General features: G+C 42.8%; 18 protein-coding genes. 14 read left to right on the top strand and 4 right to left on the bottom strand.

Going from position 1 to position 20,672, the window contains the following annotated elements:
• Window positions 1-5 precede the first annotated feature (5 nt).
• The 3 genes from ykvU (at window position 6) to LNN34_RS08595 (ending at window position 4,045) form a co-directional block, all read left to right on the top strand.
• A complete protein-coding gene (ykvU, locus tag LNN34_RS08605; RefSeq protein ID WP_024121188.1) occupies window positions 6-1,343 on the top strand; it encodes a sporulation protein YkvU in 1,338 nt (445 codons plus the stop codon).
• Between the two features lie 49 nt (window positions 1,344-1,392).
• Entirely contained in the window at window positions 1,393-1,893 is a 501-nt protein-coding gene (gene stoA, locus LNN34_RS08600) for an endospore biogenesis thiol-disulfide oxidoreductase StoA (RefSeq protein ID WP_049809925.1), read from the top strand.
• Window positions 1,894-2,131: 238 nt separating this feature from the next.
• Window positions 2,132-4,045, top strand: coding sequence for a heavy metal translocating P-type ATPase (locus LNN34_RS08595; protein WP_101860655.1), 1,914 nt, complete (start codon window positions 2,132-2,134; stop codon window positions 4,043-4,045).
• A 31-nt stretch (window positions 4,046-4,076) separates the two neighbouring features.
• On the opposite strand, the gene LNN34_RS08590 is transcribed toward LNN34_RS08595, so the two are convergent.
• A complete protein-coding gene (locus LNN34_RS08590) occupies window positions 4,077-4,292 on the bottom strand; it encodes a hypothetical protein (protein WP_024121191.1) in 216 nt (71 codons plus the stop codon).
• Window positions 4,293-4,455: 163 nt separating this feature from the next.
• Between LNN34_RS08590 and papB the strand changes: the two genes are divergently transcribed.
• Window positions 4,456-5,550, top strand: a complete 1,095-nt coding sequence (gene papB, locus LNN34_RS08585) for a di/tri-peptidase (RefSeq protein WP_101860656.1) — start codon at window positions 4,456-4,458, stop codon at window positions 5,548-5,550.
• Window positions 5,551-5,603: 53 nt separating this feature from the next.
• Here papB and LNN34_RS21935 read toward each other — a convergent pair whose 3' ends face one another.
• Complete coding sequence (locus LNN34_RS21935; protein WP_010334030.1) at window positions 5,604-5,729, bottom strand: hypothetical protein; 126 nt, start codon at window positions 5,727-5,729, stop codon at window positions 5,604-5,606.
• A 106-nt stretch (window positions 5,730-5,835) separates the two neighbouring features.
• Here LNN34_RS21935 and LNN34_RS08580 point away from each other — a divergent pair, with 106 nt between their 5' ends.
• From LNN34_RS08580 to splB, 7 genes are all read left to right on the top strand, one after another.
• Entirely contained in the window at window positions 5,836-6,801 is a 966-nt protein-coding gene (locus LNN34_RS08580) for a LacI family DNA-binding transcriptional regulator (RefSeq protein ID WP_229043098.1), read from the top strand.
• 61 nt (window positions 6,802-6,862) lie between these two features.
• Window positions 6,863-7,729, top strand: a complete 867-nt coding sequence (glcT, locus tag LNN34_RS08575) for a glucose PTS transporter transcription antiterminator GlcT (protein ID WP_059335888.1) — start codon at window positions 6,863-6,865, stop codon at window positions 7,727-7,729.
• A 231-nt stretch (window positions 7,730-7,960) separates the two neighbouring features.
• On the top strand, window positions 7,961-10,060 hold the full coding sequence (gene ptsG / locus LNN34_RS08570) for a PTS glucose transporter subunit IIABC (protein ID WP_044156106.1): 2,100 nt from the start codon (window positions 7,961-7,963) through the stop codon (window positions 10,058-10,060).
• A gap of 98 nt (window positions 10,061-10,158) precedes the next feature.
• Complete coding sequence (locus LNN34_RS08565) at window positions 10,159-10,425, top strand: phosphocarrier protein HPr (protein WP_010334034.1); 267 nt, start codon at window positions 10,159-10,161, stop codon at window positions 10,423-10,425.
• Window positions 10,425-12,137 carry a phosphoenolpyruvate--protein phosphotransferase gene (ptsP, locus tag LNN34_RS08560; RefSeq protein ID WP_059335886.1) on the top strand — a complete coding sequence of 571 codons (1,713 nt, stop codon included), beginning with the start codon at window positions 10,425-10,427 and terminating at the stop codon, window positions 12,135-12,137. The genes LNN34_RS08565 and ptsP overlap by 1 nt, the downstream gene beginning before the upstream one ends.
• Before the next feature lie 89 nt (window positions 12,138-12,226).
• On the top strand, window positions 12,227-12,466 hold the full coding sequence (gene splA, locus LNN34_RS08555) for a splAB operon transcriptional regulator SplA (RefSeq protein ID WP_044156104.1): 240 nt from the start codon (window positions 12,227-12,229) through the stop codon (window positions 12,464-12,466).
• 77 nt (window positions 12,467-12,543) lie between these two features.
• Complete coding sequence (splB, locus tag LNN34_RS08550) at window positions 12,544-13,572, top strand: spore photoproduct lyase (protein WP_059292876.1); 1,029 nt, start codon at window positions 12,544-12,546, stop codon at window positions 13,570-13,572.
• Here splB and LNN34_RS08545 read toward each other — a convergent pair.
• Window positions 13,565-14,266 (bottom strand): GNAT family N-acetyltransferase, encoded by a 702-nt coding sequence (locus LNN34_RS08545; protein ID WP_229043103.1) that lies wholly within the window; start codon window positions 14,264-14,266, stop codon window positions 13,565-13,567. The two genes, splB and LNN34_RS08545, sit on opposite strands and share 8 nt — an antisense overlap.
• A 157-nt stretch (window positions 14,267-14,423) precedes the next feature.
• On the opposite strand from LNN34_RS08545, the gene LNN34_RS08540 reads away from it, so the two are divergent.
• On the top strand, window positions 14,424-16,391 hold the full coding sequence (locus tag LNN34_RS08540; RefSeq protein WP_229043097.1) for a methyl-accepting chemotaxis protein: 1,968 nt from the start codon (window positions 14,424-14,426) through the stop codon (window positions 16,389-16,391).
• A gap of 137 nt (window positions 16,392-16,528) precedes the next feature.
• Complete coding sequence (locus LNN34_RS08535; protein WP_229043096.1) at window positions 16,529-17,395, top strand: NAD(P)-dependent oxidoreductase; 867 nt, start codon at window positions 16,529-16,531, stop codon at window positions 17,393-17,395.
• Between the two features lie 38 nt (window positions 17,396-17,433).
• Here LNN34_RS08535 and LNN34_RS08530 read toward each other — a convergent pair whose 3' ends face one another.
• On the bottom strand, window positions 17,434-18,213 hold the full coding sequence (locus tag LNN34_RS08530; RefSeq protein ID WP_059292873.1) for a CAP domain-containing protein: 780 nt from the start codon (window positions 18,211-18,213) through the stop codon (window positions 17,434-17,436).
• 338 nt (window positions 18,214-18,551) lie between these two features.
• On the opposite strand from LNN34_RS08530, the gene LNN34_RS08525 reads away from it, so the two are divergent.
• Window positions 18,552-20,666: a peptidoglycan D,D-transpeptidase FtsI family protein gene (locus LNN34_RS08525; RefSeq protein ID WP_229043095.1), complete on the top strand. Its 2,115-nt coding sequence runs from the start codon at window positions 18,552-18,554 to the stop codon at window positions 20,664-20,666.
• Window positions 20,667-20,672 lie beyond the last annotated feature (6 nt).

The following is a 20,672-nucleotide window of genomic DNA, read 5'->3' as shown; positions in this document are numbered from 1 at the left end:
ACATCATGAATCGATTTGTAAAAGGGATTATTCTTTTATCCATTGCCGCCTTTTTCGCCGAATGCCTTGAATTTGTCGTGAATATGATTTTGGCGCGCGAGCTTGGCGAACACGGGATGGGGCTTTACATGAGTATTTTGCCTACCATCTTTTTAATTATTGTCATCGCAAGCTTGGAGCTGCCAATATCAATTTCTAAATTTATCGCTGAATCAAATCCAAAGCTCCATGAAAGCATGCTGAGGCACGCCTTTCGAATGACAGCTGTTTTCACAGCCTTTTCCACCGCCGCCGCCAGTATTGCGCTTCCTTTTATTCCGGTGTTTGATACATATCACCCGTTTATCAAAGGAATTGTCATCGGCTTGATTCCTATTGTCGCCTTTACGTCAATTGCCAGAGGCTACTTTATGGGTGTGCAAAAAATGGGGAAGATCGCCATCGCTAATGTACTGAAAAAAATCATTCAGCTGTTGTGCTTGTTCATCTTCTTTCAATGGTACTCGTTTGAGCTGGACATGGCTGTGCTGATTTCGCTGTTTGTCCTTGTCGTGAGTGATGTGATCGTGCTTGTTTACTTGTATTCACAGTTTATCCTGGCAAGACGTGCGGTATCGGTTCAGCAGCATATCCATTTGCGTGGAAAAGATGTTAGAAAAAGACTGCTTGCCGTATCGATTCCGACAACCGGACTGCGCATTTTCCACGCCGTAGTCAACGCCATTGAACCCTTTTTAGTAAAAGGAGCGCTTTTGGCAGCGGGCGTTGCCGGGACAACTGCAATCGATCAATACGGCATGCTTGCCGGAGTGGCTGTGACGATAGGGTCGTTTCCTGCTTTTATCGCTCATTCGTTAATGGTCGTCATGATTCCCAGTATTTCTGAAGCTTATTCTCTCTCTCAATATGACATCGTATTAAAAAGGCTGAAGCAGTCGATCTTTATTACGTTGGGATATGGTATACCGGCTGTCTGGATCATGTTCCAGTTTGCGGAGCCCCTGACCCATCTGTTTTTTCACTCTCCTGAAGCACAATATTATTTGCAGCTTTTGTGGCCGTACTTTCTCTTTCATTTATTTGTGATGCCCCTTCAGGCATGTTTAATCGGGATGGGCTTTGTCAAAGAAGCTTTTTATCACAACGTGTGGAGCCATCTCGTTGCGCTGAGTATGATGTATGTGCTGGGTTCAATGGAAAACCTGCAAATGCTCGGGATTATCCTTGGGATGAATACAGGCATGATTTTGCTGACGAGCCTACATTATACAACGATTTGCAAAGCGCTGCGTGTATCTGTTTTTCTGACGGGAGGAAACCGAACGCCGCGGATTGAAGGATGATAAATCTCTAGCGGGGCAAGCTATTTGAAAAGCATGAAAGGAAGATTCCATGTTGACAAAACGCTTGCCCCTCGCTATTTGCCTGATCTTATTTGCTATGATTTCATGGCTGCCTCTTTCGGCACAGGCTGCCACTAAACAGCCTGCTGTTCCTGCGGTTTTCCTCATGAAAACGATAGAAGGAGAGGATATCTCCATCCCAAATAAAGGACAGAAAACGATCCTGCATTTTTGGACTTCATGGTGTCCGCCCTGCAAAAAGGAACTTCCTCAGTTCCAATCATTTTACGAGGCTCATCGATCTGACAGTGTGAAGCTGGTAACGGTCAATTTAGTGAATTCAGAACAAAATCAGCAAGTCGTTGAAGACTTTATCAAAGCAAACCATCTGACCTTTCCGATTGTTCTCGACACAAAAGGGGATTTAATGAAGGAATATCATATTATAACGATTCCCACCTCGTTTTTGCTGAATGAACAGGGTGAAATTGAAGAAACAAAAGTGGGGCCGATGACGGCTGAACAATTGAAAGAATGGACGAAAGAATAAGCTGAGAGCGTAGCCTTTCAGCTTTTTTGTCATATAATGAAAGGTGAACAGACATTAATGATAATTATTATCAAAAAGAAATTAAAATAATTATAATTGAAATTCTTTTTCTGCATGCTATAATTAAGAAAGACATCATGAAATAATCAACGATGAAGCTGCCTTCTGGGCGGCGATTTTGTTTTTTATAAGAGAAATGAAGATGATTTGCGTTCTCAATTAGGGAGGAGAATTCGATATGAATGAACAAGTGATGCTTCAACAAGATCAGCATCAGCCATTAAAGACAGAACAGCCAGAAAAAAGCTGGTCCCAGCATGCGGAGCTTATCGCAGCCCTTGTGTCAGGTGCTCTTATTTTAGCAGGCTGGCTCCTTTCCTCACATCAGTTGTTATCGGTAACGCTATATTTGCTGGCCTTTGTCATCGGCGGATTTGCTAAAGCGAAAGAAGGAATCGAAGAAACGCTCGAATCCAAAACGCTGAATGTTGAGCTTTTAATGATTTTCGCTGCCGTGGGTTCCGCATTGATTGGGTACTGGGCAGAGGGTGCCGTTTTAATCTTTATTTTTTCCTTAAGCGGAGCTTTAGAAACATACACGATGAATAAAAGCAGCAGGGATTTAACTTCTTTAATGAAGCTTGAGCCTGAAGAAGCAACGCTGATTGTAAACGGTGAAACCAAAAGAGTATCGGTTGCAGATATAAAGGCTGGTGATACGATTGTTATCAAACCTGGAGAACGGGTGGCAGCTGACGGAATCATTGAATCTGGTTCTACAAGTCTTGACGAGTCAGCGTTAACGGGCGAATCGATGCCCGTAGAAAAAAACACCGGCGACGCTGTGTATACGGGAACTGTTAATCGAAACGGCTCCTTGACCGTCCGTGTCACAAAAGCAAGCGAAGATTCTTTATTCCGAAAGATTATCAAATTGGTGGAATCTGCGCAAAACAGTGTGTCACCTGCGCAAGCTTTTATCGAACGATTTGAAAATGCATATGTAAAAGGCGTTCTGATCGTGGTGGGGCTGCTGTTGTTTGTGCCGCACTTTGCACTTGGCTGGAGCTGGAGTGAAACCTTTTATCGCGCGATGGTATTTATGGTGGTGGCGTCACCTTGCGCACTTGTCGCGTCCATCATGCCGGCAGCGCTGTCCTTGATTTCAAATGGCGCCCGCAACGGCATGCTAGTGAAAGGAAGTGTATTTCTTGAACAGCTGGGATCTGTGCAAATGATCGCTTTTGACAAAACGGGGACTGTAACAAAAGGCCAGCCCGCGGTTGAGACGGTCAGACTGGCGGAAGGGTATGAAGAAACGGAAGTGCTTGAAGCTGTCTATGCGATTGAGAAGCAGTCCAGCCATCCGCTCGCGCAAGCCATTGCCGGCTACGCTGAAAGCCGCGGCATCAACAAGTCCGGCTACATATCAATCGAAGAAACGTCAGGCTTTGGTGTAATGGCTGAAGTGGCGGGTGCCAAATGGAAAGTCGGAAAGGCAGGATTTATTGGGGAAGAATTGTCAGCACAATTTTTGAAACAATCTGCATCAGATATCATTCAAAACGGCCAAACCATAGTGTTTGTGAAAAAGGACGATCAAATTGCCGGCTGTATCGCTTTGAAAGATCAAATCAGACCTGAAGCAAAAGAAGTCATGGATGAACTGAGCCGTCTGGGGATTAAAACGGCCATGCTGACGGGAGATCACGAGGACACGGCTCAAGCGATAGCGAAGGAAGCGGGAATGACAACAGTTGCAGCAGAATGTCTGCCTGACCAAAAAGTAAATGAAGTGAAACGATTAAAAGAAGAATTCGGGACGATTGCAATGGTCGGAGACGGAATCAACGATGCGCCGGCACTAAAAGCGGCGGATGTCGGCATTGCAATGGGCGGCGGAACAGACGTGGCCCTTGAAACTGCTGATATGGTGCTCATGCAAAACGATTTGAAAAAACTCGTAAAAATGTGCCGTTTATCACGGAAAATGAACAGGATTGTAAAGCAGAATATCGTATTTTCTCTCGCGGTCATTTGCCTGCTTATTTGCGCAAACTTTTTACAGGTGATGGAATTGCCGTTTGGCGTTATAGGCCATGAAGGAAGTACGATCTTGGTGATTCTAAACGGTTTAAGGCTTTTAAAATAAAAAACAGCGGTCCAAATGGGCTGCTGTTTTTTTATGGATCAAGTTTTACCTTCCTTTGCTTTTTCTCTTGATCCGGCCTTTTCATCACAATGATGAGAGCCAGGATGCAGCAAAGGAAGCCGGCTGCACAGCCTATGATAGAGCTGTAATAATAAAAATCCACCAGCTTCATACCGACAAAAGGAGCGGAAATTCCCCCAACTGTTAATAGAACAACTGCCTTACGTCTGAAAAAATTCATCAGCAAACGGAACAACTCCCTGCGATTTAACTCTCCTCTCAGTATACAAGATGACCGGCAGGAAATAAAATGATGGAAAACGGAAAGTCGCCGTGAAAGGCAAACACCCGTAAAACCTGTTACAATATATAAAGAACAATGCATGGCAAAAGGCAGGGAGGAACAAGAAATGAATAGAATACAACGCGTCTCTTCATGGCTGAAGGAAGCGGGGCATACTGCCGCATTTATTCATACGAAAGAAAATGTATTTTACTTAACCGGTTTTTATACAGAGCCGCATGAACGTGTAATGGGTTTGTTTATCTTTCAAGAGGAGGAGCCATTTTTCGTTTGTCCGGGAATGGAGGCAGACCAGGCCCGAAATGCCGGATGGAATCACGAAATTATTGGCTATGCCGATCACGAAAATCCATGGGAGCTCATTGAAAAAGCACTCAAAAAACGAAATGTCAGCATACATACGCTTGCCGTAGAAAAGGATTCAATCTCGCTTTCGCGTGCCGAACAACTGAAGCATTCAGCTGGAGGGGCTCAATTTGTATCAGCAGAAGAAACACTTAACCAGTTTCGTCTGATGAAAGACGAGCATGAAATTAAATTGCTGAAAGAGGCGGCGAAGCTTGCCGATTTTGGTGTTGAAGTCGGAACAGCTGCTTTGCGTGAAGGCATCAGTGAGGTGGAAGTTCTCGCTCAGATTGAGTATGAGTTGAAGAAAAAAGGAATTCAGGGCATGTCTTTCTCGACAATGGTGCTATTCGGGAAAAAATCAGGTCAGCCTCACGGAAACCCGGGAACAGCCACATTAAAGAAAGGCGATTTTGTCTTGTTTGACCTGGGTGTTATTATGGACGGCTATTGCTCTGATATCACGCGAACCTTTGCTTACAAAACAATCAATCCGAAGCAGGAAGAAATGTACGAGACGGTGCTCCAAGCGGAAAAAGCCGCGATAGAAGCAAGCAAACCAGGCGTGAGAATCGGAGATCTGGACTTAACTGCCCGCGGAATCATTGAAAAAGCCGGATACGGAGAATATTTCCCTCACCGGCTGGGCCATGGTCTCGGCATTTCAGTGCATGAGTACCCGTCAATGAGCAAAGCCAATGACACGCTGCTGCAGGAAGGAATGGTTTACACAATCGAACCGGGCATTTATGTGCCGGATGTTGGCGGCGTACGCATTGAAGATGACGTTCACGTAACAAAAGACGGGGCGGTTGCGCTTACTCAATATCCGAAGGAATTAACGATATTGCCGTAACAGGCAGAGATAAAAAAGGACTTTGTTCTCGACATCGTCCTTTTTTATCTGTTTTAAATAAAAAAATCATCAAACGTCCGAAATGGTTTCACTTCATGTTTTTGATTGAGCGGTCTTACAGCCAGGCAGCTTCCGCCCAGAACGGCCAGACATAATCCAATTAAAATGAAGAAACCCATTTATATCTTCTCCTTTCAGCAAAAAAACATCTAATCTGTCGGTACGTTCTTATCGTATTGTATGAAACGCATTCCAGATCAAGGGAAATCAGAAAGAAGGGAATTTATGGCTAATATTAAAGACATTGCAGACAAAGCCGGTGTCTCCGTTACGACGGTTTCCAGAGTCATAAACAATCATCCTTATGTAAGTGAAGAGAAAAGAAAAAGAGTGCTTGAAGCAATGGAAGTGTTGGAGTACACAAGAAATGTCCACGCTGTGCATTTGTCGAAGGGGTTTTCAAACATGATCGGTGTTGTGATGCCGACGATCGGCCTTCCTTATTTTGCGGAACTGATGGCGGGAATCTCAGACGCTGCCGCAGAATCAGGCATTCACCTCTCTTTATTCCAGACAAATTATGACGTGAAGAAAGAAATCTTTGCGCTGTCCCAATTAAAACAGTGCCAGGTTGACGGTTTGATTTTTTGCTCGAAGGCGCTGTCTGATGACAAGCTCAAGGAGTGGGAAGGGCCGATATTGCTTTGTCAGAATTCAAATAAGGGCGGGTTTCCCACAATCAGCATTCCTCATCAAGCCGCATTCCGGGACGGACTCGACTATTTAATCGCCAAAGGGCACAAAAAAATAGCGATTTGCTTAGCGAGAAAAAAAGGCATGAACAGTCATTTTCGCATCAAAGCATATAAAGAAGCATTGGAAGAGATCGGAGAAACATTCAATGAAGAATGGGTGATTGAGAAAGCGATTACAATGAACGATGGAAAAGCGCTTTTTCATAAATGGAACAACTGGAGGGAAAGGCCGACGGCTATTTTTGTCGCCAATGACCAGGTATCGGCAGGGCTTTTACTCGAAGCGAAAGCTCAGCAAGTGTCTGTTCCGGGTGAACTTGCGATCTTAAGCTTTGATAACCATGAAATCAGCCAATTGCTTGGGATATCAACTATCGATATTCAAGCGAAGGAAATGGGCAAGCAGGCGTTTGCCATGCTGGAAAAAAGGATTCAAGGTCAGCCGATTGAAAGCAGGGTTCTTGATTACCGTCTCATTGAAAGATCGACTGTTTAGTGAAAGGATGAAAAAAGGTTTGACGCGCATTCCGTTCGTTATGTACGATATGAGGTATTGAATGACAAAGGAGCTGAGGATCGTGAATGGGTCCTTTACAGTGAAAAAGGTACTGAATAATAACGTATTAATTGCTTCTCATCATAAATACAGTGAAGTAGTTTTGATCGGAAAAGGAATTGGTTTCGGAAAAAAACAAGATGATGTGATTGAAGATAAAGGGTACGATAAAATGTTCATTTTAAAGGACGAAAAGGAACAGAAGCAGTTTAAAAAGCTCCTCGACTATGTTGATGAAAAGCTTGTTGATATTTCAAACGATGTCATATATCACATTAGCAATCGGACAAACCGTTCACTAAATGAACATATTCATATTGCACTGACTGACCATATTGCATTTGCAATCAAAAGGCAGCAGCAGGGCTTTGATATGAAAAATCCTTTTTTAATGGAGACGGAGTCACTTTATCCGGATGAATATCAGATTGCCAAAGAAGTCATTGAAATGATCAATAAAAAAGCGGGCATCTGCCTTCCGGAAGGGGAGATCGGTTTTATCGCTCTGCATATTCATTCAGCCCTGACGAATCGCCCGCTGTCCGAAGTCAATAAGCACTCTCAGCTGATGGCGCAGCTTGTAGAGGTGATTGAAGACTCGTTTCAAATGAAAGTAAATAAGGAAAGCGTCAACTATTTACGGCTTATCCGGCACATCAGATTTACAATAGAAAGAATTAAAAAAGAGGAACCGACTAAAGAACCAGAAAAATTAATGTTGTTATTGAAAAATGAATATCCGCTATGCTACAATACAGCTTGGAAATTGATTAAAATCTTGCAGCAAACATTGAAGAAACCAGTTCATGAGGCGGAAGCGGTTTATCTCACGCTTCATCTGTACCGATTAACCAATAAAATTTCATAAATTCAGTTTATCCTTTAAAAACGTGTTACTGATCCGATCAGGCATGAGTGATTGAGGGGAAAAAACGGGAAGATCATTCTCGTTCTTTTGCGCACCCTATTTTGCTCATGCCTTTTTTGTTGTGTAAAAGGGCAAATGTAAACGGTTAAACTGGAAGACTTACGCCTGTGAATTCGTTGTCATGATTTTTAGCTGTAAGGTCAGACTAGTAAAAAGAGGAGGTCAATTCTTATGTTTAAAGCATTATTCGGCGTTCTCCAAAAAATCGGGCGTGCGCTTATGCTTCCAGTTGCGATTCTTCCTGCGGCGGGTATTTTGCTTGCGATCGGGAATGCAATGCAAAACAAGGACATGATTCAAGTCCTGCATTTCCTAAGCAATGACAATGTTCAGCTCGTAGCGGGTGTGATGGAAAGCGCTGGGCAGATTGTTTTCGATAACCTTCCGCTTCTTTTCGCAGTAGGTGTAGCCATCGGGCTTGCCAACGGAGATGGAGTTGCCGGGATAGCAGCAATTATCGGTTATCTGGTGATGAACGTATCCATGAGTGCGGTTCTTCTTGCAAACGGAACCATTCCTTCCGATTCAATCGAAAGAGCCAAGTTCTTCACTGAAAACCACCCGGCATATGTAAACATGCTCGGCATACCTACCTTGGCGACAGGGGTATTCGGCGGTATTATCGTCGGTGTGCTGGCGGCATTGTTGTTTAACAAATTTTATACAATTGAATTGCCGCAATATCTTGGTTTCTTTGCGGGTAAACGTTTCGTACCGATTATTACGTCAATTTCCGCACTGATTCTGGGTCTTATTATGTTAGTGATCTGGCCTCCGATCCAGCATGGATTGAATGCCTTTTCAACTGGATTAGTGGAAGCGAATCCAACTCTTGCTGCATTTATTTTCGGTGTCATTGAACGTTCGCTTATTCCATTTGGTCTGCATCATATTTTCTACTCGCCATTCTGGTATGAATTCTTCAGCTACAAAAGTGCAGCCGGAGAGATCATCCGCGGGGATCAGCGCATCTTTATGGCGCAGATTAAAGACGGCGTACAATTAACAGCAGGTACGTTCATGACAGGTAAATATCCATTTATGATGTTTGGTCTTCCTGCTGCGGCGCTTGCGATTTATCATGAAGCAAAACCGCAAAACAAAAAACTTGTTGCAGGTATTATGGGTTCAGCAGCACTGACATCCTTCTTGACAGGGATCACAGAGCCATTGGAATTCTCTTTCCTATTCGTTGCCCCTGTCCTATTTGCGATTCACTGTTTGTTTGCAGGGCTCTCATTCATGGTCATGCAGCTGTTGAATGTTAAGATTGGTATGACATTCTCCGGCGGTTTAATTGACTACTTCCTTTTCGGCATTTTACCGAACCGGACGGCTTGGTGGCTTGTCATCCCTGTTGGTTTAGGGATTGCGCTTATTTACTACTTCGGATTCCGATTTGCGATCCGCAAATTTAATCTGAAAACACCAGGCCGTGAGGATGCTTCAGCTGAAACAGCAGCATCCGGGAAAACAGGAGAAGCAGGCGACCTTCCTTACGAGATCCTGCAGGCAATGGGTGACCAGGAAAACATCAAACACCTTGATGCTTGTATCACTCGTCTGCGTGTGACTGTAAACGATCAGAAAAAGGTTGATAAAGACCGTCTGAAGCAGCTTGGCGCCTCCGGGGTTCTGGAAGTGGGCAACAATATTCAGGCGATTTTCGGACCGCGTTCTGACGGATTAAAAACACAAATGCAGGACATCATCGCTGGACGCAAACCAAGACCTGAACCGAAAACATCCGCTGAGGAAGAAGTAGGGCAGCAGGTTGAGGAAGTCATTGCAGAACCGCTGCAAAATGAAATTGGCGAGGAAGTCTTTGTTTCTCCGATTGCTGGAGAAATTCACCCGATTACTGATGTTCCTGACCAAGTCTTCTCAGGAAAAATGATGGGTGACGGCTTTGCGATCCTTCCTTCTGAAGGCATCGTCGTTTCTCCGGTACGAGGAAAAATATTAAATGTTTTCCCGACAAAACATGCAATCGGCCTGCAATCCGACGGTGGAAAAGAAATTTTGATCCACTTCGGCATTGATACGGTCAGCCTCAAGGGCGAAGGGTTTACGTCTTTCGTATCAGAAGGGGACCGCGTTGAGCCTGGACAAAAGCTTCTTGAAGTTGACTTGGACGCAGTAAAACCGAATGTACCGTCTCTGATGACACCGATCGTATTTACGAACCTTGCTGAAGGAGAAACAGTCAGCATTAAGGCAAGCGGATCAGTTAACAGAGAGCAAGAAGACATTGTGAAGATTGAAAAATAAGGGTATATAGTACGCTGTGCTTGTCAGATGACAAGTACGGCTGTATGATATAATATTGTGAAGTAATATAGCTTTAAGTTAAAAGGAGAATGATAAAAATGGCACAAAAAACATTCAAAGTAACTGCAGATTCTGGAATTCACGCTCGTCCTGCAACAGTTCTTGTACAAACTGCAAGCAAATACGACGCTGACGTTAATTTAGAATATAACGGCAAAACTGTAAACCTTAAATCAATCATGGGTGTTATGTCTCTTGGAATCGCTAAAGGCGCTGAAATCACAATTTCTGCTGCTGGCGCTGACGAAAACGATGCTCTTAACGCTTTAGAAGAAACAATGAAAAGCGAAGGACTCGGCGAGTAATGCAAGAATTAAAAGGGATTGGTGCTTCAGCCGGCATCGCGATTGCAAAAGCGTACCGGCTTGAAGAGCCAGATTTAACGGTTGAAAAGAAAAACATCTCTGATTCTGAAGCGGAAGTAAGCCGTTTTGATGAAGCGATTGCACGTTCTAAAGAAGAGCTCGAAAAAATCAAAGAGCATGCTTTGAAAGAACTGGGTCAGGATAAAGCTGATATTTTTTCTGCTCACCTTTTAGTTCTCAGTGACCCTGAGCTTCTGAATCCTGTGAAAGAAAAAATCAGCTCTGATTCTGTAAACGCTGAATTCGCTTTAAAAGAAACGTCTTCTATGTTCGTTACCATGTTTGAATCTATGGATAATGAATACATGAAAGAACGTGCGGCAGATATCCGCGACGTAACAAAACGCGTAACGGGCCACCTGCTTGGCGTTGAAATTCCAAACCCAAGCATGATTTCAGAAGAAGTTATTATTATAGCTGAAGACTTAACACCGTCTGACACAGCTCAATTAAACCGTGAGTTCGTAAAAGGATTCACAACTGATATCGGCGGACGCACATCTCACTCTGCCATCATGGCGCGTTCTCTTGAGATTCCTGCAGTTGTCGGAACGAAAGCGGCTACAGGCACGATCCAAAACGGCGTGACTGTTATCGTTGACGGTATTAATGGCGATGTCATTATCGATCCTTCTGCGGAAACTGTAAAAGAGTATGAAGAAAAACATAACGCTTATTTAGCTCAAAAAGCTGAGTGGGCGAAGCTGGTCAATGAACCGACTGTATCAAAAGACGGTCATCATGTAGAGCTTGCAGCGAATATCGGTACTCCCGATGATGTGAAAGGTGTTCTTGAAAACGGCGGAGAAGCAGTTGGTCTTTACCGTACAGAATTCCTTTACATGGGAAGAGATCAGCTGCCTACAGAAGATGAGCAGTTTGACGCTTACAAAACGGTTCTTGAGCGTATGGAAGGAAAATCAGTTGTCGTTCGGACACTTGATATCGGCGGAGACAAAGAGCTTCCTTACCTGCAGCTTCCTAAAGAAATGAACCCGTTCTTGGGCTACAGAGCGATTCGTCTTTGCCTTGAAGAGCAAGAAATCTTCAGAACACAGCTTCGCGCGCTGCTTCGTGCAAGTACATACGGAAACTTGAAAATCATGTTCCCTATGATTGCGACAGTTAACGAATTCAAAGAAGCGAAAGCGATCCTTCTTGAAGAGAAAGAAAAGCTTGTCAAAGCGGGACAAACTGTATCTGACGACATCGAAGTCGGTATGATGGTTGAGATTCCGTCAACTGCAGTTATCGCTGATCAGTTTGCTAAAGAAGTTGACTTCTTCAGTATCGGAACAAATGATTTGATCCAATACACAATGGCAGCTGACCGTATGAATGAACGTGTATCTTACCTGTATCAGCCATACAACCCTGCAATCCTTCGCTTAATTACACTTGTAATTGAAGCGGCACATAAAGAAGGAAAATGGGTCGGCATGTGCGGAGAAATGGCAGGAGATGAAATTGCGATTCCGATTCTTCTTGGCTTAGGCTTAGATGAGTTCTCAATGAGCGCAACTTCTATCCTTCCGGCAAGAACACAAATCAGCAAATTGTCTAAACAAGAAGCTGAATCATTCAAAGAGAAAATCTTATCTATGAGCACGACAGAAGAAGTTGTCGCGTTCGTAAAAGAAACATTCAAGTAATGCACAAAACCAGACGGCCTCCGGCCTGTCTGGTTTTTTTCATAATCAGGGATGCAGCGGGGCACAATAACATGGCTAGGAGGGATAGAATGTCAAACGAATTTAACGCAGGAGATACAGTCTACGTCATCTACAGAAATCCGCACGCCGCCAATGTTGCTCATATAAAGGAAGCTGAAATTGTGCATCACCCATACCATGAGGGTGAGCTTTCCCTGTTTATATTTGAAACCTACCATCCGTTTGCCGAGGATGATGCTGTTTTTGCAAGCTATGAAGAAGCAAAAACGCTTTACAAAGAATTATTTGATATCGATCCGTACGAGTAACAAGGAAAACATTACAACTCATATCCTTTCCGCTTTATGAGAAAAGTAACGGTAGAAAAGGAAAAGGATGTGGCACCATGCAGAACCCATTTGTTCCGCAGCTCGTTTATATTGAACCGAGAGCAATGGAATATCCATTGGCACAGGAATTACATGATAAATTTGAAAAAATGGGCATCGAAATTAGAGAAACGACGTCCCATAACCAAGTGCGCAATATTCCTGGTAAAAACCATCTTCAGCAATACCGTAATGCAAAATCAACTTTAGTAATCGGTGTCCGAAAAACATTAAAGTTTGATTCTTCAAAACCGTCAGCTGAATATGCGATCCCGTTTGCGACAGGCTGTATGGGGCATTGCCATTACTGCTATTTACAAACCACAATGGGAACAAAACCCTATATCAGAACCTATGTAAATGTCGAAGAAATCTTGGACCAGGCGGATCAGTATATGAAAGAACGTGCACCGGAGTTTACAAGGTTTGAAGCTTCATGTACCTCGGATATTGTGGGCATCGACCATTTGACACATACGCTTAAGCACGCCATTGAACATTTTGGACAGAGTGAGCTTGGCAAGCTCAGATTTGTCACGAAGTTTCACCATGTTGATCACCTTTTGGATGCGAAACATAACGGGAAAACAAGATTCAGATTCAGCATAAATGCTGACTATGTGATTAAGAATTTTGAGCCGGGAACCTCTCCTCTCGATAAACGGATTGAAGCGGCTGTAAAAGTAGCGAAAGCAGGCTACCCGTTAGGCTTTATTGTTGCGCCGATTTACATCCATGAAGGCTGGGAGGATGGATACAGACATCTGTTTGAAAAACTTGATGCCGCTTTGCCGCAGGATGTCAGACATGATATTACCTTTGAATTGATTCAGCATCGATTTACGAAGCCGGCGAAACGAGTCATTGAGAAGAATTATCCAAAAACAAAGCTTGAGTTAGATGAAGAAAAGCGGCGCTATAAATGGGGACGCTACGGGATCGGAAAATATATTTATCAGAAAGATGAAGAGCATGTGCTTCGAGAAACGCTTGAATCTTATATCGATACGTATTTTCCTAATGCAAAAATTGAATATTTCACGTAAACGGGCTGTCAGCTTTACAGCTCGTTTTTTCATAAAAGGGATTTTTCCACTCCATCAAAACCCCGTAATTCAAGGATTCTTCATCGTCTAAATAATTGCTGACGATACAGAGCGGTGAACGGCCGCAATGGAGGAGAAATGACAGTACAGGATCTTTCTTTTTTCCTTCTATAACATCCTCTACATATTGTGAAGCACTGATCTCATGTGCGTACTTATGATAAAAAGGAATACGTCCGCCGCCGAGTAACCGTTCCAATCGCTTTTCAACGGCTAATTCATACATCGTATTCATCAGCCATTTTCCTATTCCAAGCTTACGGTAATGCGGTGAAACCGAAATATCCGCTACGTATAACGTATTTGCCTGCGGATCATGACATGTAATATAGCCGTTATCTGTTGTCTCCGCCCATGTATGCTCGGGAGCATCGGGTTCAAAATGCACGATAAGAGAAGTCATCGAACCGACGATCTCACCATTAACCAGCGCGCATAAGGCGCCTTCCGGAAAGGTGTTGATATGGCTGGCAAGCTGTTCTTCTGACCACAGCAATTCCTGCGGAAATGGAGGGGGAAAACACTCTTTCTGAAGAGAAAGCAAGCCCTCTATGTCTGTTCTCAAATAATTTCTGATCGTCAGCCGCTCAAATTTAATGCCATTATGGACATACATCTGTTTAAAAATGATAATCACTCTCCTTGTGCGGTTTATTATATCGTAATCCAAACTGCTGAAACACATATAGTTAGAATTTTCAGTAAATATCTTGTGATTTCAATATAATTTATTTTATGATTATTCATTTTTTGGGTGAAAAGGCCGATATAGAAAATAGGAGGGGATTGGTTTGTATAAAAAACTTCACATGAAGATTGCTGTTTTCGTTTCTATCATGTTAATCGTCACAGTTGTTCTTTTGATGCTTTCTTCTTACCTGACGTTAAAACCGATGATTACAGAGGATGGGAAAAACACGACACAAAACGTAACAAACTCGCTTGAACAAAATATCGAACTGCAGTTAAAGAGTTATGACATTTCGCTGTTAAGATTGGCAAATGGAGAGTTAACACGTGCGTTTGTGACAAATTCAAGTAAAGAAGCTGCCAGGCTGTTTAATGATGACATTAAACAAATTAAAGAAAACGATGATTATGTGGCGATGGCCTATATAGGCACCGCAAAAAAAGAAATGTTTACATATCCGAAAGCAGAATTTGCAGAAGATTATGATCCGGTTTCTAGACCATGGTATAAGCGCGCGGCTGAAACACCGGATAAAGTCGTCTGGACGGAACCCTATAAAGATGTCGTGACGGGAGAAATGATCGTCACAGCTTCAAAAGCAATTCTTGACGGGCAGAAGGTGATAGGCGTTGCCAGTTATGATCTGAAACTTTCTTCCATCCAGACCATGGTAAATAAGCAAAAGGTGCCATACAATGGATTTGCTTTTTTAGCTGATGCAAGCGGCAATCTTTTAGCACATCCGTCAAACCAAGGAAAAAATATCTCCAAGGACCAAACATTAAAAACCATTGCATCTGACAAAAACGGGATACAAGATGCAAAGGGAAAAATGATTGTGTATCAAACGGTTGGAGAAACGGGATGGAAAGTCGGAACACAATTTGACACAAATCAATTAATGTGGATTTCAGATAAAATGAATCGGGCGAACCTTTTCATCTCACTCATCGCGCTGGCGGTGACGATTATTCTCAGCTACTTCCTCGCCAAAACAATAACCGGGCCGATCCAGCAGCTGATTGCAAAAACAAAGGCCGTCTCTGCAGGCGATTTGACAGTACAGGCAGAGTCAAAGACCAAGGATGAAGTCGGCATGTTAACAAGAGACTTTAATCAGATGGTTGAAAACATGAAGGAAATGGTGGAACAAGTCAGACATTCTTCAGGAAAAGTGTCTGACACCTCTGAACAATTAACAGCTGTCTCCGCTGAAACCAATGAAACGAGCGGACAAATTGCAAAAGCGATCGAAGAAGTGGCAGCAGGGGCAACGGAACAGGCTTCAGAAGTTGAGACCATTAACGAAAAATCAGAAAACCTGTCTGCTAAAATCAGACGAATTGCTGATCAGGCAGGCGGCATGAAAGCACGTTCAAAATCCTCAGAGGATGCAAGCTATAAAGGGCTTGACGCGCTCGGCCAGCTGCTGATGAAATCAAACGAAGCCAATACGGAAACAAAGAAAGTCGAAACGATGCTGCTGGATTTGGAAAATCAAACGAAGAATATTGAAGAAGTGGTTACTGCGATTTCAAATATTTCGGATCAAACCAATTTACTTGCCTTAAATGCCAGTATTGAAGCAGCCAGAGCCGGTGAAAGCGGACGCGGATTTGCAGTTGTGGCTGAAGAGGTGCGGAAGCTTGCCGAGCAGTCAGCGCTTTCCACCAAGCATATCAGTGAGACAGTGAAGCTGATTCAGCTTGAAACAAAAGAGGCTTCTCACGCAATGGTTGAAGCAAGTAAAATGAATGATGAACAAAACAGCGCAATTCATGAGACTGGTGAAGTATTAAACACCATCACCGCGGAAATGCAGTCACTTGTCCAAGGTATTGATCAAATTTACGAAGAAATACAAAGAATGAGTGAAGAACAGCTTGCCATTTCTGAAGCGATTCAAAGTATCTCAGCTATATCACAGGAATCGGCTGCTGCAGCGGAGGAAGTCAACGCCTCAACCGATGAACAGCTGATCACGCTTGAGAAAGTCAAACACTCAACTGATACATTAAAACATGCAAGCCAAGAGCTTATGAACGCTATTGCTAAATTTACATTATAATCAACATTGGATACCCAGGACTTTTTCAAGTTTTGGGTTTTTTTATTTTTTAGACTCTACTATATGATTACTAGATATGGTAGTCTAGAAAATGATAAATTTTAACTAAATGAAATCTAACGTCTGGGGGAATTTACTTGAAAAAAACAGTCGGTTTTATCGGTCTTGGAGTAATGGGAAACAGTATGGCTTCACATATCCTTAAAGATGGACATCACGTATTGGTGTATACCCGGACAAAAGAAAAAGCGGACAGCATACTGGAAAAAGGCGCGGTGTGGAAAGACACTGTAAAAGAACTATCGAAAGAAGCGGATATCATTATTACAATGGTAGGCTATCCCAGTGATGTAGAAGAAGTGTATTTCGGCAGCAGCGGAATTATTGAACATGCTAAAAAAGGTGCGTATCTCATTGATATGACGACTTCCAAACCGTCGTTAGCCAAAAAAATTGCGGAGGCAGCCAAAGAAAAATCATTATTTGCCTTAGACGCACCTGTTTCAGGAGGTGACATCGGCGCGCAAAACGGAACACTGGCGATTATGGTCGGAGGAGAAAAAGAAGCGTTTGAAGCTTGCCTGCCCATCTTCACTTTAATGGGAGAGAATATTCAATATCAAGGGCCGGCAGGAAGCGGGCAGCACACAAAGATGTGTAATCAAATCGCGATTGCAGCAGGTATGATCGGTGTAGCCGAAGCGATGGCTTATGCCCAAAAATCAGGCCTTCAGCCGGAAAATGTTCTGAAGAGCATTACAACTGGAGCGGCAGGAAGCTGGTCATTGTCAAATCTCGCCCCGCGTATGCTGAAGGGTGATTTCGAGCCAGGATTTTATGTAAAGCATTTTATCAAAGATATGGGAATTGCCTTAGAGGAAGCTGAATTAATGGGTGAAGAAATGCCAGGCTTGTCGCTTGCGAAATCATTATATGACCAACTTGCCGCACAAGGAGAAGAAAACAGCGGAACCCAAAGTATATATAAGCTTTGGGTGAAATAAAAAGAGATTGCCTGTCCAAAACAGGCAATCTCTTTTTATTATTTTCCGATGAATTGCTGTGTCCAGTAGCTGCCGGATTCAACATAACCGACACCGATGTGTGTGAAGTTAGGGTTAAGAATGTTTTTTCTGTGGCCCTCACTGTTCATCCAAGCTTTTACTACTTCTTCAGGTGTTTTTTGTCCTTTAGCAATGTTTTCACCAGCTGTTTTGTAGCTGATTCCGAAAGATTTCATCATATCAAACGGTGAGCCGTACGTTGGGCTTTGGTGATCAAAATAGTTCTTGTCTTTCATATCCTGTGATTTTGCATGTGCAGATTTGCTTAATGTTTCATCAATTTGAAGCGGTTTTAAACCTTGTTTTTGTCTTTCTGCATTTGTCAGCTCAACAACTTTTTTCTCATATGCACTTACAGATGAAGGTGCAGCTGTTGTTGTATTATTGCTTGTTTTTTCAGGAGTAGCCGGTGCTTTAGCAGCAGTGCTTTTATCAGCAGCGGCTTTTTCAGGAGCCTTTTGGGCTGGCTTTGCAGCTTCGGGCTTTTGAACATCCTGAATCTTCATGTTGGATTGTTTCGCGTGCTTTTGAAGAAGCTTCTCGAGCTCTTTTTCGTTAGCCGCATTTAGTGTTTTTATATTTGTTTTAATATGTAGCTTTTTCACTACATCCTTAAGTGTAAGGTTTTGCACTGTGTTCCCCGTTTTGACCGTTACCACAGGCTGGCAGGAGAGTTCTTTCGCTGATGCTTGCTGTACGCCTCCGAATGTGAATAATCCAACCGCAGCGGCAGCAGATAAAATAAATGCTTTTTTCATTAGTTCGTAACCTCCTAGAGTTGTTTGTTTTCTACAAAAAAATCATAACATAGCTTTTTTGTCATAAAGAAACCATCACTTTCCTTTGACAAATGGTGATTGTCATTTTTGTAATCAAAACGCGCTGAACCGCTGATGACAAGCGAGTAACGCGTATGTAGGGACTTTATCTCACAGTTACATAGCTTCCTATTTTTTGAATCGTTAGTTATATTTTAATGTATTTCAATATTGACAACTTTTTTTATCCCTTTTCGCTGTAACAACTATTACAAAGGTGTTACAATTAAAAACAGTATATGTAAATATATTGAATGATTTGAGAGGGGTAACCAGAAGTGACTGAAATAGGACGTGAACCAAAGAAAAAGCGCAAAGGAAACAGAGCAATCAGAATGAATCTGTATTTCCTGGCGGTCTTTGTTCTATTTACTGCATTAATCTTTAAGCTTGGCGTTGTTCAGATTGTCGAAGGTGAACAGCATGAAGAAAACGCTAAGAGAGCTAATGCGAAGACAGCGTATTATCCAGCGCCTCGGGGGAAGATGTATGACAGAAACGAGAAAGTGGCTGTTGAGAACCAGAGCGTGCCGGAAATTGTGTATGTCTCAACATCAAGCACAAAAACAGAGGACAAAATCAAAACAGCTAAACGGCTTGCCGCTTTGATCGATATTGATACCGAATTTTTAAAGGATAGAGATTTACGTGATTACTGGCTCGCTTCTCATCCAAAAAAAGCTCTCGGCCTGTTAAAGGAATCTGAAAGCAATCTGAAGGGGACACAGGCTTACAAGCTTCAAGTTGAACGCGTCCCGGCTGAAGATTTGAAGGCCATCCAGCGGGATGACGAAGAAATGCAAACCGCGGCCATATACACAAGATTTTCAAGCGGGAATGCGTATGAACCTCAGATTGTAAAAGCGATGGACCCGAATGACAGCAACGGCAACGGCAAAAACGGATCATTGCTTGATGAAAAGAAAAACTCCTCGCAAAGACCGAAAAATGATTTAACATATGATGAAATTTCTATTGTGTCTGAGCATTTAGAAGAGCTGCCGGGGATAGATGTCGTAAACGATTGGACACGAAAATACCCTTATGACAAAACACTTTATTCCGTTTTTGGAGGTGTCACAACACCTGATCAAGGGCTGCTCAGCGACCGGAAAGACTTTTATGTTACGAGAGGCTATGCGAGTAATGACAGAGTCGGCAAAAGTTATTTGGAGTATCAATATGAGGACTATTTAAATTCTCAAAAAGAAAAAGTGGAATACGTGGAAGACAATAAAGGAAATGTCGTCAGCCAGAAAACAATCGACAAAGGCAGCAGGGGCTATGATCTTCGGCTTTCATTTGACATGGAGCTGCAGGCAAAGGTAGAAAAGATTGTTGAAGAAGAAGTGAGAAATAGCCGCGCGCGCGGAAACTATATGCTTGACCGGGCCTTTGTTGTGATGATGGATCCGAATAACGGCGATATTTTGTCGATGGCAGGAAAAAAGATAGATTTAGAAACAAATAAGATTCAAGATTATGCGATCGGTGCTTTTACAACCCAATATGAAATGGGATCAGCTGTTAAGGGTGCAACCGTTCTCGCGGGCTATCAGGATGGGATACCACATTATAAATATTTCCATGATGCGCCGATGCATTTAGGAAGGAACCTCATAAAAAAATCTTACACAAATATGGGAACCATCAATGAATTAACGGCTTTGCAAAAAAGTTCAAACGTATATATGTTTAATGTTGCTATGCATATAGCTGGGGTAACGTATAAGCCGTATGGACCGCTTCCTGCTGATCAGAAGGATCTGCAAAAAATGAGAAATTACTACAGCCAGTTTGGCCTTGGAGTCAAGACTGGTGTTGACCTGCCGCAGGAATCTGCAGGAATGCAAACGACACCTGATGTTGTAGGGGGCTTAATTTTAGACTTGGCCATCGGTCAATATGATACATACACACCGCTTCAAATGGCGCAGTACATTTCTGTGATTGCAAACGGAGGATACCGTGTACAGCCTAGAATCGTCACAAGCATACATGAGCCAGGCAAAAAAGATGAACTCGGTAAGGCAATCGAGCAAAGGAAACCTAAAGTGCTGAATAAGATCAATAATTCCCAAAGTGATTTACAGCAAGTGCAAACAGGTATGAAATTAGTAACCTCTTCAGGAACAGCTAAAAATACTTTTACAGAAGATGTGTCGGGAAAAACTGGAACAGCAGAAACATATTACTACGGCACGAATCGCAACTGGTGGGGGAAAAAAACATACAATCTGACTTTTGTCGGCTATTACCCATCGAAAAATCCAAAAGTGGCCTTTAGTGTCGTTGTGCCGTCAGTAGATGATGACGATAAAATCAATAAAATTATTGCCAAAAGAGCCATACACGCTTACGCAGAGCTCGAAAAGAAAAATAGCGAAAAATAAAAAACA

Origin of the sequence: Bacillus sp. AF23 (assembly GCF_020861455.1) — a bacterium.
In the GTDB taxonomy this organism is placed as follows: domain Bacteria; phylum Bacillota; class Bacilli; order Bacillales; family Bacillaceae; genus Bacillus; species Bacillus halotolerans.
This window is presented reverse-complemented; position numbering and strand designations above follow the sequence as displayed.

What these genes read in the sequence shown, in the direction of transcription:
- ykvU (WP_024121188.1), top strand. Translation starts at nt 6, where the DNA reads ATGAATCGATTTGTAAAAGGGATTATTCTTTTATCCATTGCCGCCTTT.
- stoA (WP_049809925.1), top strand. Translation starts at nt 1,393, where the DNA reads ATGTTGACAAAACGCTTGCCCCTCGCTATTTGCCTGATCTTATTTGCT.
- LNN34_RS08595 (WP_101860655.1), top strand. Translation starts at nt 2,132, where the DNA reads ATGAATGAACAAGTGATGCTTCAACAAGATCAGCATCAGCCATTAAAG.
- papB (WP_101860656.1), top strand. Translation starts at nt 4,456, where the DNA reads ATGAATAGAATACAACGCGTCTCTTCATGGCTGAAGGAAGCGGGGCAT.
- LNN34_RS21935 (WP_010334030.1), bottom strand. Translation starts at nt 5,729, where the DNA reads ATGGGTTTCTTCATTTTAATTGGATTATGTCTGGCCGTTCTGGGCGGA.
- LNN34_RS08580 (WP_229043098.1), top strand. Translation starts at nt 5,836, where the DNA reads ATGGCTAATATTAAAGACATTGCAGACAAAGCCGGTGTCTCCGTTACG.
- glcT (WP_059335888.1), top strand. Translation starts at nt 6,863, where the DNA reads ATGACAAAGGAGCTGAGGATCGTGAATGGGTCCTTTACAGTGAAAAAG.
- ptsG (WP_044156106.1), top strand. Translation starts at nt 7,961, where the DNA reads ATGTTTAAAGCATTATTCGGCGTTCTCCAAAAAATCGGGCGTGCGCTT.
- LNN34_RS08565 (WP_010334034.1), top strand. Translation starts at nt 10,159, where the DNA reads ATGGCACAAAAAACATTCAAAGTAACTGCAGATTCTGGAATTCACGCT.
- ptsP (WP_059335886.1), top strand. Translation starts at nt 10,425, where the DNA reads ATGCAAGAATTAAAAGGGATTGGTGCTTCAGCCGGCATCGCGATTGCA.
- splA (WP_044156104.1), top strand. Translation starts at nt 12,227, where the DNA reads ATGTCAAACGAATTTAACGCAGGAGATACAGTCTACGTCATCTACAGA.
- splB (WP_059292876.1), top strand. Translation starts at nt 12,544, where the DNA reads ATGCAGAACCCATTTGTTCCGCAGCTCGTTTATATTGAACCGAGAGCA.
- LNN34_RS08530 (WP_059292873.1), bottom strand. Translation starts at nt 18,213, where the DNA reads ATGAAAAAAGCATTTATTTTATCTGCTGCCGCTGCGGTTGGATTATTC.